The organism is Streptomyces tritici (assembly GCF_048500665.1).
GTDB lineage: Bacteria > Actinomycetota > Actinomycetes > Streptomycetales > Streptomycetaceae > Streptomyces > Streptomyces tritici.
The window spans coordinates 876,805-890,185 of record NZ_CP183183.1 but is presented as its reverse complement, the minus strand read 5'-3'; the positions used below and the strand labels follow the sequence as shown (position 1 = coordinate 890,185).

Here is a 13,381-nt window from a genome sequence, read left to right as displayed (position 1 = left end):
TGACCGCACCTGCGGCATCGTACCCGCGCGGCGCGGGGACCAGTGAGGCGTCGGTGGCGATCCGTCATCGGTGACCCTGGGTGAGCGCAGTGGGTCACGCGGGGCGGAGAAGGAGGGGAAAGCGGACAGAACGAAGCCCCCGATCACGGGGGAACAACCGGGGGCTTCGTGTCCGCGGCGGCTCCGAAAAGCCGCACATTCAGAACGTAAGACCTGTACGCCCCACCGGTCAAGCCGAGTTGGGGCACTCCGGGAAGTCGATGTCCGACTGCTCAGTACGGGGGCCGGAGCTGCTCACGCTCGGTGAGGATCTGGTCCTGGCCGACCGCCTCGGCAGGCCCCGGAAGCCACATGTACCCCACCGGTCGCTCCTGTATCAGGGCGTCCGCGAACGGACGCGAGGGGTCCGCCGCGAAGTGGCGGGTCTCCGCCGCCGTCCACGCGTCCCAGAACGCGGCGAGCGCCGGTCCGTCCCGGTGCCGGCCCCGGACCCAGGACGCCTCCGGCTCCCGCTCCATCCACAGCAGCCGGGCCAGATACGGGCGCAGCGCCCGGCGGCCGGAGCCCACGCCCTCGACGAGGACGACCGGCGCGGCGGGCAGCGCCCGGGGCGCTCGGAAGGTCCGCAGATGCCAGTCGTACGGGTGATAGTGCGCCGTCTCGCCCCGGGACAGCGGGGCGACCACCTCGGCGAGCATCCGTTCCGTCCAGGCGAACAGCTCCTCGTGGCTGGCGAGGTCGTCGAGGTGCAGCACCGGCGCGTCGTCGAGCGCGGCGGAGAGGCGGGCGGCGAAGGTGGACTTCCCCGAACCGGCGTGGCCGTCCACGGCGACGAGCCGGACGGGCCCGCAGGAGGGCGGCAGGTCGCGCAGCGCGGCGGCGCGTTCGAGGAGGTCCATGGGCCCAGCCTAGCCAGGGCGGCTCGCGCCGCCGCAGGTCAGCCGGGTGGAAACGCCAGTGGTGGAGACCAATATTGCTCGCGCGACGCGCTGCGCGGTGCTGGCCGGGGCAGCGGTGCGCGCGCGATAGTGACGTTTCGTGGCGCACCGGAGGGCGCGCCGCGCACCACCGCCGTCCCTTGCACGACCGCCGTCTCCGCACGCCGTCTCCGCACGACCGTCCGTTCCCGCACGCCGCCTCCGCACGACCGTCCGTTCCCGCACTGCCGTTCGTCTCTCCGCTCGACCGTTCGTCTCCGCGCCACCGACGTCTCCGCACCACCGTTCGTCTCCGCACGCCGCCGAGCCACGGCCGGCCGCGGGCCGCGAGGCCCGTCGAGCCGGCCGCACCGTCGTTCCGCCGAATCCGACCGGGGGTCCCATGACCAGTTCCACTCCGCGCAGGACCGTGCTGACCGCCGCCGCCCTCGCCGCTGCCGCCGCCGCGGGCGCGTCCGCCCCCGCTTCCGCCGGGGCCCGGCCCCGGGCGCAGGCGCCCGAGCGGCACGCGCCCGAGCCCGGGCTCGTCGACAACAGCGCCTGGACCACGTACACCGACTGGCGCTCCGGCGAGGCCGCCGGCGTCCGCGCCGTCGCCGGCCTCCGCCCCGCCGTCGTGATCGACGCCCCGGCCGGCCGCACCGACTACCGCGACCCGCACACCGGACGGACGGCGACCTGGGAGTACGCCACCTGGACCTCCCCGGTGCACGCCTCGACCGTCCCGGCCACCGAGCTCATCGCCTCGTGGAACGCCGACACCCCGGCCGGCACCTGGCTCCAGGTCGAGGTGACCGCCGCGTACTCCGACGGCGCCTGGACCCCCTGGTACGTGCTGGGCCGCTGGGCCTCCCACGACGGGGACGGCGACATCCGGCGGACCTCGGTCGACGACCAGACCGACGGCCGCAGCACGGTCTGGACCGACACCCTCGCCGTCGACGACGCGGCGAGCGGGCTGCGCCTGCTCGCGTACCGGCTGCGCCTCACCCTGTACCGCAGGCCCGGCACGGCCCTCACCCCCGCCGTGTGGCGGCTGAGCGCCATGGCCTCCGACATCCCGGACCGCTTCACCGTCCCCGCGACCGCCCCCGGGGCCGCCCGCGAGCTCGTGGTCCCGCGCTACTCGCAGAACACCCACATCGGCCAGTACCCGGAGTACGACAACGGCGGCGAGGCGTGGTGCAGCCCCACCTCGTCCCAGATGATCGTGGAGTACTGGGGCCGCCGCCCCACGCCCGAGCAGCTGTCCTGGGTGAACCCGGACTACGCCGACCCGCAGGTCTGCCACGCGGCCCGGTTCACCTACGACCACCAGTACGCCGGCTGCGGCAACTGGCCCTTCAACGCCGCGTACGCCGCCACGTACGCGGACATGGCCGCCGTCGTCACCCGGCTGCGCAGCCTCACCGACGTGGAGACCCTGATCGCCGCCGGCATCCCGGTCATCACCTCGCAGTCCTTCCGCAAGGAGGAGCTGACCGGCGCCGGCTACGGCACCGCGGGCCACCTCATGACCGTCGTCGGCTTCACACCGGACGGCGACGTCGTGGCCAACGACCCGGCCTCGCCCTCCAACGAGGCGGTCCGCCGCGTCTACCGCCGCCGCGAGTGGGAGAACATCTGGCTGCGGACGAAGCGCTACGACGCGAACGGCAAGGTCAGGAGTGGCACGGGCGGGGTCTGCTACCTGTACTTCCCGGCGCGTCCGACGCCCGCGCAGCGCAAGGCGCTGGAGGCCGTGGGCGTGCGGGCCTGACCGTCCCGCCGAACGGGCATACTCCTCCCGCCACAGCCGCCGGTCGCCGCGATCCGGGACCCGGACGGGCAGCATCGGCCCTGTGAGTCACGCCCGACAGGGAGGAGTGCGCCGCCATGTCCGACCGCGCCCCGCAGCCGGTGGCCCGCCGGCTGCCCAGCGACGAGGCCAGGGACCTGCTGGCCCTGGTCCGGGAGCTCGCCGCGCGCGAGATCGCCCCGCACGCCGCCGAGGAGGAGGCCGCCGGGCGTTTCCCGCGCGAGCTGTTCGCCCTGCTGTCCCGGACGGGCCTGCTGGCGCTGCCGTACGACGCCGCGTACGGCGGCGGCGACCAGCCGTACGAGGTCTACCTGCAGATGCTGGAGGAGCTGGCCGCGGCCCGGCTCACCGTCGGGCTCGGCGTCAGCGTGCACACGCTGGCGTGCCACGCGACGGCCCACTTCGGGACGGAGGAGCAGCGGGCGGCCCATCTGCCCGCGATGCTCGGCGGCGGGCTGCTCGGCGCGTACTGCCTGTCCGAGCCGTCCTCCGGCTCGGACGCCGCCGCGCTGCGCACCCGCGCGGTGCGGGACGGCGACGACTGGGTCCTCGACGGGACCAAGGCGTGGATCACGCACGGCGGGGTGGCCGACTTCTACACCGTGCTCGCCCGCACCGGAGGCCCCGGGCCCAAGGGCATCACCGCCTTCCTCGTGCCCGGCGACGCCCCGGGCCTCAGCACCGCCGCGCCGGAGCGGAAGATGGGCCTGAAGGGCTCGCCCACCGCCCAGGTGCACTTCGACGGGGTGCGGGTGCCGGACGCGCGCCGCATCGGCGCGGAGGGGCAGGGCTTCACCGTCGCGCTGGCCGCCCTGGACTCCGGCCGGCTCGGCATCGCGGCCTGCGCGGTCGGGGTGGCGCAGGCCGCGCTGGACCAGGCGGTGGCGTACGCCCGCGAGCGCCGTCAGTTCGGCCGGCCGATCGCCGACTTCCAGGGGCTGCGCTTCCTGCTCGCGGACATGGCGACGCGGGTCGCGGCGGGCCGGGCGCTGTACCTGGAGGCGGCCCGGCTGCGGGACGCGGGCCTGCCGTTCTCCGGCGAGGCGGCGATGGCCAAGCTGTCCTGCTCGGACGCGGCCATGCAGGTGACGACCGACGCGGTGCAGGTGCTCGGCGGCGCCGGGTACACCGCGGAGTTCCCGGTGGAACGGCTGATGCGCGAGGCGAAGGTGCTGCAGATCGTCGAAGGGACGAATCAGATCCAGCGCATGGTCATCGCTCGTCACGTCGTGGGACCAGAGTCCCGCTGACCCCGCTGGCCCGTACCGTCCGGTCGGCGAAGACCGGAGCGGCCGCGAGCCGGTTCCACTCGGGGTCGCGGCGGCCCGGGAGCGTCCGGCCGTGGCTGGCCCACTGGCGGAGCAGCGCCTGGTAGATGGGAGGGTCGGCGGGCGGCGGAGGCGGCTGCGGAACCGATTCTTCAGTACTCGTGTCCACCCGCTGCCACCGTCCGTACTCGCTCGGCGCGGTGTAGGTCGAGGTCATGCCCGGATCAACGCGCACCGCCCCGCCGGGGTCACCGTCGTCCGCAATCGAGCGAAGGTTCGCCCCCTGCCCGCGGCCCCGGCCGGCGGCCCGGGGGCGCACGGCTCTGGTCGGCCGAGGCGTTTCTGACGTACCGTCAATTCCCCTTCGCCGACCTGGAGGTCACCGTGTCAGAGGACCGGCCCGTCGCGCTCGACGAGTACCCCGTGCACCAGGCCCCGCTGTCCATGAAGCACCACGTCAGCGGCGACCGGAACGTCTACGACCGGTGCATCTTCCACGTCTTCGACCACGCCGGCCGGGCCTTGCTCATCGCCGGCCTCGGCGTCTACCCCAACACCGGCGTCATCGACGCCTACGCCACCCTGCGCACCGGCGACCTGCTGCACGCCGTCCGCGCTTCCGACGCCCTCGGCGACGACCGCACGCACCTCGCCGTCGGCCCGCTGCGGATCACCGTCGACCAGCCCCTGCGGCGGCTCTCCCTGCACTGCGACGCCGACCCCGGCGACCCCGGCGGCCTCTCCTTCGATCTCCGGTGGACCGGCGACTTCCCCGCCGTCTGGGAGCCCCACCACATCCAGCGCCGCGGCGACCGGCTCACCCTGGAGGGCCGCCGCTTCGTCCAGGCCGGCCACTGCACCGGCGTGATCCGGGCCGGCGGCGAGGAGTTCACGGTCACCGCGGGGGAGTGGACCGGAACCCGCGACCGCAGCTGGGGCGTGCGCCCCCTGCCCGGCGAGGAACCGGGCCGCGCCGACGAGTTCCGCCCCGAGGGCTTCCACTGGCTCTGGATCCCGATGCGCTTCGACGACCGCTTCGTCATGGTCGTCGTCCAGGAGGACGCCGACGGCTTCCGCACCCTCAACGAGGCCCTGCTCGTCCGCGACGGCCGGCGCGACGCCCAGCTCGGCTGGCCCCGCACCGACATCGCCTACCACCCCGGCACCCGCCGGCCCGAACGCGCCGTCGTCCACCTCGCCGACCCGGCCGGCAAGCCCCTGGAGATCGGCGTCGAGATCCTCGCCTCCTCCCCGCTCGCCGTCGGCGCCGGCTACCCGCCCGCCGACGACTGGCAGCACGGCACCTGGCGGGGCCGCGGCTGGACCGACCGCCGGGTGTACGACCTGTCCGACCCCGCCGCCCATCCCCTCGCCGCCTACGGCGTCACCGACCACTCCGCCCGCTTCACCCTCGACGGCCGCATCGGGTACGGGATCTTCGAGCACGGTTCCTTCGGCCGCCACGACCCCAGCGGTTTCGCCGACCACACGTCCGTCGCCGAGTGAGGAGCAGCCATGGCCGCCGCCCCCCGTCCCCGCACCACCACCCGTGACCCCGAGGAACTCGGCCGCCGGCTCACCGCCTGGCTCGCGCCGAGACTGCCCGGCGTCCGGATCGCCGGCCTCGAAGTCCCCGCCTCCAACGGCATGTCCAGCGAGACCCTGCTGTTCACCGTCGACCACCCCGACGCCCCGGCCCGCGGCTGCGCCCTGCGGCTGGCCGCCGACCCCGCCGCGTACACGATCTTCCCCGTGTACGACATGGAGCGGCAGCACCGCGTGATGCGGCTCGTCGGCGAGCACACCGACGTGCCGGTGCCCCGGGTGCTCTGGCTGGAGACCGACCCCGGCCCGCTCGGCGCGCCGTTCTTCGTGATGGAACGCGCCGAGGGCCGCGTCCCGCCGGACGTCATGCCCTACACGTACGAGGGGAACTGGCTGCACGCCGCCACCGACGCCGAACGCGCCCGCCTGGAGGCCGCCTCGATCGGCGTCCTCGCCCGGCTGCACGACCAGTTCCCCGCGAAAGAGGCCGAGTTCCTGCTGCCGGACGGCGCCGGCAGCCCGCTGCGCCGCCACGTCGACGCCCAACGCGCCTACTACGCCTGGGTGGTGGACGGGCTCGCGCCCTCACCGCTGATCGAGTCCGCCTTCGCCTGGCTGGAGGACCACTGGCCCGCCGACGAGGGCCCCGCCGTCCTGAACTGGGGCGACGCCCGCATCGGCAACATCGTCTACGACGGCTTCCAACCGGCGGCCGTGCTCGACTGGGAAATGGCCGGCTGCGCCCCGCGCGAGGTCGACCTCGGCTGGACCGTCTACCTCCACCGCTTCTTCCAGGACCTCACGGTGAGCTTCGGCCAGCCGGGACTGCCGGACTTCCTGCGCCGCGACGCCGTCGAGCGGCGCTACGCCGAACTGACCGGCCACACGCCGCGCGACATGGAGTTCCACACCCTCTACGCGGCCCTGCGGCACGCGATCGTCATGCTCAGGGTCGCGTACCGGCAGGCGCACTTCGGAGAGGTGGAGGTGCCGGAGAACCCGGACGGCCTGATCCTGCACCACGCCACGCTCGCGGCGATGGTGCGCGGGGAGTACTGGTGAGGGACCGCGCCGTCAGGCGGCGCGGCGCAGCTGACGCGCCTTCATCGGACGCGAGCCCGGACCGCCGACGTGCGAGAAGGGCTGCATCCGCCAGTCGAGCCCCTGCGGCAGCGTCAGCAGAAGGCCGGTGTCCTGCTCCTGCACGTCGAGGGTCTCGTCGGCCGGGCGGGCGTCCGCGGCCGCGCGACCGGTGCCCGGGCACACGGTCAGCGTGAACGGGTTCCACGGCGTGGGGCAGAGCGCGTGCTCCGGGAGCACGTCCTCGTCCGCCAGCAGCGCGATCGGCTGGGCGCAGTCCGGGCAGACGACCCGGTACATCTCAAAGGTGTCGTAGGCGTCGAGGACGTCGTCCTCGGAGGTCACGACGGAATCGACAGGCTCCTGCATGGAGAATCTCCCCCTCGGGTGGGCCGGCCACGTACGTATGGCCTCGACCACAGCAAGCAATTCCCCTCGCGCGCGCCGTATAACCGCGAGGTCACGATCCACTCCACGGCTGACCTGTGGTCTTCGTCACATGCCTCTCGCAGGTGCCGTGCACATGTAAGTTGACCGCATGGAGGAGCTGGATCGTCAGATCGTCGAATTGCTCGTCAAGGACGGGCGCATGAGCTACACCGACCTGGGCAAGGCCACCGGCCTGTCCACCTCGGCGGTGCATCAGCGCGTCCGGCGGCTCGAGCAGCGCGGGGTGATCCGCGGCTACGCCGCGGTCGTCGACCCCGAGGCCGTGGGCCTGCCCCTCACCGCCTTCATCTCGGTGAAACCCTTCGACCCCAGCGCCCCCGACGACACCCCGGACCGGCTGGCCGACATCCCGGAGATCGAGGCCTGCCACAGCGTGGCCGGCGACGAGAACTACATTCTCAAGGTGCGCGTGGCCACGCCGCTCGAACTGGAGCACCTGCTCACCCGGATCCGCTCCCAGGCCGGCGTCTCCAGCCGCACCACCGTCGTCCTGTCCACTCCGTACGAGGCCAGACCGCCGCGCATCTAGGGGGCGTCCGGCGGCTCGTGGCCGGGGCCTAGGCTGGTCGCATGACCGACAGCCTGACCCAGCGTCTGCCCGAGGACGCGCACCGCACCGTCCTGCTCCGCCGGGGAGAAGTCCACAGCCCCGCCGACCCCTTCGCCACGGCCATGGTGGTGGAGCGCGGACACGTCGCCTGGGTGGGCTCCGAGGGCGCGGCCGACGCGTTCGCCGACGGCGCCGACGAGGTGATCGACCTCGACGGCGCCCTGGTCACCCCGGCGTTCGTCGACGCCCATGTGCACACCACCGCCACCGGCCTGGCCCTGACCGGGCTCGACCTGTCCGGGGCCCGCTCACTCGCCGACGCCGCCGCGCGCATCCGCGCGTACGCCGCGGACCGGCCCGGCGACCGGATCCTCGTCGGCCACGGCTGGGACGCGGCCCGCTGGCCCGAGCGGCGCGCCCCGCGCCGTGAGGAGCTCGACGAGCTCACCGGCGGCCGGCCCCTCTACCTCACCCGGATCGACGTCCACTCGGCCGTGGTCACCACCGCCCTGCTCGATCTCGTCCCCGGCGTCCGCGACCTCGACGGCTTCCGCGACGGCGAGCCCCTGACCGGCGACGCCCACCACGCGGTGCGCGCCGCCGCGTACGGCGCCCTGGCGCCCGCCCAGCGCACCGAGGCGCAGCGGGCCGCGCTCGCCCACGCCGCCTCCCTCGGCATCGGCACCGTCCACGAGTGCGGCGGCCCGCAGATCTCCTCCGAGGACGACTTCACCGGACTGCTGGCCCTCGACGGGCCCGGCCCGCGGATCGTCGGGTACTGGGCCGACCTCGACGTCGAGCGGGCCCGCGCGCTCGGCGCCCGCGGCGCCGCCGGCGACCTGTTCGTGGACGGCTCGCTCGGCTCGCACACCGCCTGCCTCCACGAGCCGTACGCCGACGCGGCCCACACCGGATCCGAGCGCCTCGACGCGGCGGCCGTCGCCGCGCACGTCGTGGCCTGCACGGAGGCCGGGCTGCAGGCCGGTTTCCACGCCATCGGCGACGCGGCGGTGACCGCCGTGGTGGAGGGCGTCCGGGCCGCCGCCGAGAAGCTGGGGCTCGCCCGGATCCGGGCCGCCCGGCACCGCGTCGAGCACGCGGAGATGCTGACGCCCGAGACGATCGCCGCCTTCGCCGAACTCGGGCTCACCGCCTCCGTCCAGCCCGCCTTCGACGCCCTGTGGGGCGGCGACGAGGGCATGTACGCGGAGCGCCTCGGCGTGGAGCGGGCCCGCGCCCTCAACCCGTACGCGGCGCTGCTGCGCGCCGGTGTCCCGCTGGCGCTCGGCTCGGACAGCCCGGTCACCCCGCTCGACCCCTGGGGTACCGTCCGGGCCGCCGCCTTCCACCGCACGCCCGAGCACCGGGTCTCCGTCCGGGCCGCGTTCACCGCCCACACCCGCGGCGGCTGGCGGGCGGCCGGCGTCGACGACGCGGGCGCGCTGGTGCCGGGCGCCCCGGCCGACTACGCGGTCTGGCGCACCGGCGAGCTCGTCGTGCAGGCCCCCGACGACCGGGTGGCCCGCTGGTCCACCGACCCGCGCTCCGGCACCCCCGGCCTGCCGGATCTGACCCCGGGACGCGAACTCCCCGTCTGTCTGCGGACGGTCGTAGGCGGACAAACGGTATTCCTGAGCCCGAACGAGTGACATCGGGACATTTCGCACCCTCGGAAGGAGGTCCGCAGGCTCCGCCGCGACCTGCGGATCTTCCTCGCCGGCCGCCGGCTCCCGGCCGTCCGCCCAGGTCAAACGGGTGTTGACAGCGAGCCGCCACCGGCCGGTAGGTTCGGCGCGTCCACCACGGGACGTCCGACCGGTTCACACCTCCACGCAGTCGCCGAACGCCGCTGGGTCATGGGACGGCCGCGCCGCACAGGGCGCGGACCAACCCCCGAGCCAGGTTCAGCGTCCGTGCCTCGGGGGCGAGGGAAGGTTTTTCCGGCGGAGGGTGCGATCCGGGTGGGGCCCGGGCGTTCAGTAGACAACGGCTCTGGCCGACCCGCAGCCGGCGGGACGGCAGGTCGGCCCGAAGGACGCCGGGCCCCCACCCGCAGCGCATCCGGGACCTCCCGTGCCCGGCGGCCCCGGCCGGGGCCGCCGGCGCGTGCGGGCCGGGACGCGGACGGCGCGCACGCCCGAGACGCCGGCCCTCGCACGGACCTCGCTATGGTGGGCATTCGCGTACGGACGTCAAAGGGGCAGCATTGAACGACGGTGGGCAGCGACGGTACGGCCCGCTCGGCCGGGTCCTGGTGATCATCCCGACCTACAACGAGGCCGAGAACATCAAGCCGATCGTCGCCCGGGTGCGGGAAGCGGTCCCCGAGGCGCACGTCCTGGTCGCGGACGACAACAGCCCCGACGGCACCGGCAAGTTCGCCGACGAGCTCTCCGTCGAGGACGACCACGTCCACGTCCTGCACCGCAAGGGCAAGGAGGGCCTCGGCGCCGCCTACCTCGCCGGATTCCGCTGGGGCATCGAGCACGACTTCGGGGTCCTCGTCGAGATGGACGCCGACGGCTCGCACCAGCCCGAGGAACTGCCCCGGCTGCTCACCGCCCTCAAGGGCGCCGACCTCGTGCTCGGCTCCCGCTGGGTGCCCGGCGGCCGGATCGTCAACTGGCCCAAGTCCCGCGAGTTCATCTCCCGCGGCGGCAGCCTGTACTCCCGCGTCCTGCTCGACCTGCCCCTGCGCGACATCACCGGCGGCTACCGGGCCTTCCGCCGCGAGACCCTGGAGGGCCTCGGCCTGGACGAGGTCGTCTCGGCCGGGTACTGCTTCCAGGTCGACCTGGCCCGCCGCGCCGTCGCCGCCGGCTACCACGTCGTCGAGGTGCCGATCACCTTCGTGGAGCGCGAGGTCGGCGACTCCAAGATGAGCAAGGACATCCTCGTCGAGGCGGTCTGGCGGGTCGCCGGCTGGGGCATCGGCGACCGGGCCCGCAAGATCGGCCGACGGCTCGGCCGCGGCTGACGGGCGCCGACCCCCTCTTTACGACGTTCCTGCGGGCCGCCAGGCACACTGGGGGACATGACGACCGGCGCACCGCCTCCTCTCGCCCCGAAGCGCTCCCGCCTGCGCACCTTCCTCCCGCTCGCCCTCGCCGTCTGGCTGGTCCTGGAGATCTGGCTGCTGACGCTCGTGGCGGGCGCGGCCGGCGGACTGACCGTGTTCCTGCTCCTCGTCGGCGGCGCCGTGCTGGGCGCGGCCGTCGTCAAGAAGGCCGGCCGGCGGGCGTTCGCCAACCTGTCCACCACCTTCAAGGAGGCCCAGGCGGCCGCGCAGAGCGGCCGGGTCCCCGAGGCCCCGCGGCAGAGCGGCGCGGACGACCGCAACGGCTTCCTGATGCTCGGCGGCCTGCTCCTGATGATCCCCGGCTTCCTCTCCGACGCGGCCGGTCTGCTGCTGCTCGTCCCGCAGGTCCGCTCGGCCCTCGGCCGGTACACGGAGAGGGCCGTGGAGCGCCGGATGAGCGCCGCGACGCCCGGCAGCCTCCAGGACGCCTTCCGGCAGGCCCGCATTCACCGGCCGGACGGAAAGGTCGTGCAGGGTGAGGTCATCCGCGACGACGCGCCGCAGGGGCCCGGCGGCCCGCAGGCGCCCCGCCCGCCCCTGACGCCCTGACGCAGCGCGGGGCGCCCCTCGTCCGGGGCGCCCCGGAGGTACGCGAACGCCGCGGGGCCCGGTACACCCTGAACGTGTACCGGGCCCCGCGGCGTTGCTGCGTGCCGTCGCGCTCCCCGCTAGGCCGACTTGCGGCTGTCGCGCGGATGCACCGCGATGTTCATGGCGCCGGAGCGCAGGACGGCCAGCCGCTCGGCCAGCACCTCCTCGAGCTCCTCGCGGGTGCGCCGCTCCATGAGCATGTCCCAGTGCGTACGCGCCGGCTTGCCCTTCTTCTCCTCGGGGCCGTCCCCGTCCACCAGGAGTGCCTGGCTTCCGCAGACCTTGCACTCCCACTCCGGCGGAATCTCCGCCTCGACCGAGAACGGCATCTCGAAACGATGCCCCTTCTCGCATGCGTACTCCACCGCCTGGCGCGGGGCCAGATCGATGCCGCGGTCGGTCTCGTAGCTGGTCACCACGAGGCGCGTGCCGCGAAGAGCTCGCTCACTCATGAATCGTGCCTCCCGGGCTTGTCGCCCACAGGACAGGTGTCGCTGTCGTCGTCATCCGGTCAACGTCCGGTCGGCGGTAAAGATTCCCGTTGCGGGTCATGCGTCGCCCGTCGTGCCGCCCCTTGTTGTACCCACCAGTGCCCGGTTTGTCACATCTGGCAGCAGATGTCACCCAGCGCCTTCACGAAGTTGGCACGCAGTAACGGTCCGTCTGGCAGGCCAAAGGTGTACACTACCGGACTTTCGTTCCGACGTCTAAATCCGCTCCGGAACCGGGTTCCCCGCGGCCTCCACCGCACGCCGCACCGGCACCCGTGCCAGCAGCACGAACCCGAGCACGAAGAAGATCACCAGGGAGATGATGGCATCCCGGTAGCTGCCGGTCAGCTGATACGCGAGACCGAACACCAGCGGACCGAGCCAGCTCAGCCCCCGGTCGCTCATCTCGTACGCGGCGAAGTACTCCGCCTCCTTGCCGCGCGGCACCAGGTGCGAGAACAGCGAGCGCGACAGCGCCTGGCTGCCGCCCAGCACCAGACCGATCGCCGCCGCCAGGCAGAAGAACGCCACCGGCGCCCCGGCCGGCAGGAAGTAGCCGGCCGCCAGGATCAGCGTCCACACCGCCAGCGAGGCCAGCACCGTGCGCTTCGCGCCGTACGTGCGCGCCAGCCGGCCCATGCCCAGCGCGCCCGCCACGGCCAGGACCTGCACCAGCAGCACCGCCGTGATCAGCGTCGTCTGCTCCAGCTCCAGCTCCTCGGAGCCGTACACCGACGCCTGCGAGATCACCGTCTGCACGCCGTCGTTGTAGATGAGGTACGCGACCAGGAACGACAGCGTCAGCGGATGCCGGCGCATGTCCCGCAGCGTCGCCATCAGCTGCTTCCAGCCGCCGCCGACCTCGCCCTCCCGGGCAGCCGGCCCCACGGCCCGGTCCCGCAGCCTGCGCAGCGGGATCAGGGTGAAGGCGCCCCACCACAGACCGGCCGACGCCAGGCAGATCCGCACCGCCGCGCCCTCGCTCAGCCCGAACGCGTCGTGCTGCGCGTACAGCACCAGGTTCAGCACCAGGACCAGCGCGCCCGAGGTGTAGCCGAAGGCCCAGCCCCGCGAGGACACCGCGTCCCGCTCCTCGGGCGCGGCGATCTGCGGCAGATACGCGTTGTAGAGCACCATCGACACCGACAGCGAGGCGTTCGCCACGATCAGCAGGAACGCGCCCAGCAGATAGCGGTCGCCCTCCAGGAAGAACATGCCCGCCGTCGCCGCCGCGCCCGTGTAGGCCGCCGCGGCGAGCATCGGCTTCTTCCGGCCGGTGCGGTCCGCCGCCGCGCCGACCAGCGGCATGACGAGCACGGCGACGAGGATCGAGGCCGAGACCGCGTACGCGAACAGCGAGCCCGCCCGCACCGGAATGCCCAGCGGGTGCACGAAGCCCTCCGCGTCCGCGGCCGATTTGGCCACGGCCGTGAGATAGGGCCCGAGGAAGACGGTCACCACGCTCGTCGAGTACACGGAGCAGGCGAAGTCGTAGAAGTACCAGCCGCGCTGCTCGCGCTTGCGCTCGGCCGGATCGGCGGTCAGGCCCTCCGGCTCCCCGGCGGTGTCAGCGGTCACGTGCGCGGCCCCC

The 13,381-nt window shown here is 73.8% G+C and carries 12 protein-coding genes; 8 read left to right on the top strand and 4 right to left on the bottom strand.

From position 1 onward, the window contains the following. Positions 1-272 precede the first annotated feature (272 nt). A complete protein-coding gene (locus ACNJ93_RS04095) occupies positions 273-899 on the bottom strand; it encodes a uridine kinase family protein (protein WP_418955942.1) in 627 nt (208 codons plus the stop codon). A 421-nt stretch (positions 900-1,320) separates the two neighbouring features. Here ACNJ93_RS04095 and ACNJ93_RS04090 point away from each other — a divergent pair, with 421 nt between their 5' ends. The 4 genes from ACNJ93_RS04090 to ACNJ93_RS04075 all read left to right on the top strand — a co-directional run bounded on the left by ACNJ93_RS04090 (position 1,321) and on the right by ACNJ93_RS04075 (position 6,611). Next, positions 1,321-2,697: a peptidase C39 family protein gene (locus ACNJ93_RS04090; protein ID WP_418955941.1), complete on the top strand. Its 1,377-nt coding sequence runs from the start codon at positions 1,321-1,323 to the stop codon at positions 2,695-2,697. A 116-nt stretch (positions 2,698-2,813) separates the two neighbouring features. Further along, complete coding sequence (locus tag ACNJ93_RS04085; protein WP_418955940.1) at positions 2,814-3,986, top strand: acyl-CoA dehydrogenase family protein; 1,173 nt, start codon at positions 2,814-2,816, stop codon at positions 3,984-3,986. A gap of 402 nt (positions 3,987-4,388) precedes the next feature. Next, on the top strand, positions 4,389-5,510 hold the full coding sequence (locus tag ACNJ93_RS04080; RefSeq protein WP_418955939.1) for a hypothetical protein: 1,122 nt from the start codon (positions 4,389-4,391) through the stop codon (positions 5,508-5,510). Between the two features lie 9 nt (positions 5,511-5,519). Next, positions 5,520-6,611 carry a phosphotransferase family protein gene (locus tag ACNJ93_RS04075; protein WP_418955938.1) on the top strand — a complete coding sequence of 364 codons (1,092 nt, stop codon included), beginning with the start codon at positions 5,520-5,522 and terminating at the stop codon, positions 6,609-6,611. 12 nt (positions 6,612-6,623) lie between these two features. On the opposite strand, the gene ACNJ93_RS04070 is transcribed toward ACNJ93_RS04075, so the two are convergent. After that, on the bottom strand, positions 6,624-6,998 hold the full coding sequence (locus tag ACNJ93_RS04070) for a hypothetical protein (RefSeq protein ID WP_418955937.1): 375 nt from the start codon (positions 6,996-6,998) through the stop codon (positions 6,624-6,626). Positions 6,999-7,167: 169 nt separating this feature from the next. On the opposite strand from ACNJ93_RS04070, the gene ACNJ93_RS04065 reads away from it, so the two are divergent. The 4 genes from ACNJ93_RS04065 (at position 7,168) to fxsA (ending at position 11,257) form a co-directional block, all read left to right on the top strand. Then, on the top strand, positions 7,168-7,608 hold the full coding sequence (locus ACNJ93_RS04065; RefSeq protein WP_030691308.1) for an Lrp/AsnC family transcriptional regulator: 441 nt from the start codon (positions 7,168-7,170) through the stop codon (positions 7,606-7,608). Positions 7,609-7,649: 41 nt separating this feature from the next. Then, positions 7,650-9,278: an amidohydrolase gene (locus tag ACNJ93_RS04060; protein ID WP_418955936.1), complete on the top strand. Its 1,629-nt coding sequence runs from the start codon at positions 7,650-7,652 to the stop codon at positions 9,276-9,278. Positions 9,279-9,835: 557 nt separating this feature from the next. Further along, positions 9,836-10,606, top strand: coding sequence for a polyprenol monophosphomannose synthase (locus ACNJ93_RS04055; protein WP_418955935.1), 771 nt, complete (start codon positions 9,836-9,838; stop codon positions 10,604-10,606). A 57-nt stretch (positions 10,607-10,663) separates the two neighbouring features. After that, a complete protein-coding gene (gene fxsA, locus ACNJ93_RS04050) occupies positions 10,664-11,257 on the top strand; it encodes an FxsA family membrane protein (RefSeq protein ID WP_418955934.1) in 594 nt (197 codons plus the stop codon). A gap of 119 nt (positions 11,258-11,376) precedes the next feature. On the opposite strand, the gene ACNJ93_RS04045 is transcribed toward fxsA, so the two are convergent. Together ACNJ93_RS04045 and ACNJ93_RS04040 are read right to left on the bottom strand one after the other, a co-directional pair. After that, on the bottom strand, positions 11,377-11,751 hold the full coding sequence (locus ACNJ93_RS04045) for an RNA polymerase-binding protein RbpA (RefSeq protein WP_026278069.1): 375 nt from the start codon (positions 11,749-11,751) through the stop codon (positions 11,377-11,379). 255 nt (positions 11,752-12,006) lie between these two features. Next, positions 12,007-13,368 carry an MFS transporter gene (locus ACNJ93_RS04040; protein ID WP_418955933.1) on the bottom strand — a complete coding sequence of 454 codons (1,362 nt, stop codon included), beginning with the start codon at positions 13,366-13,368 and terminating at the stop codon, positions 12,007-12,009. Positions 13,369-13,381: the final 13 nt, after the last annotated feature.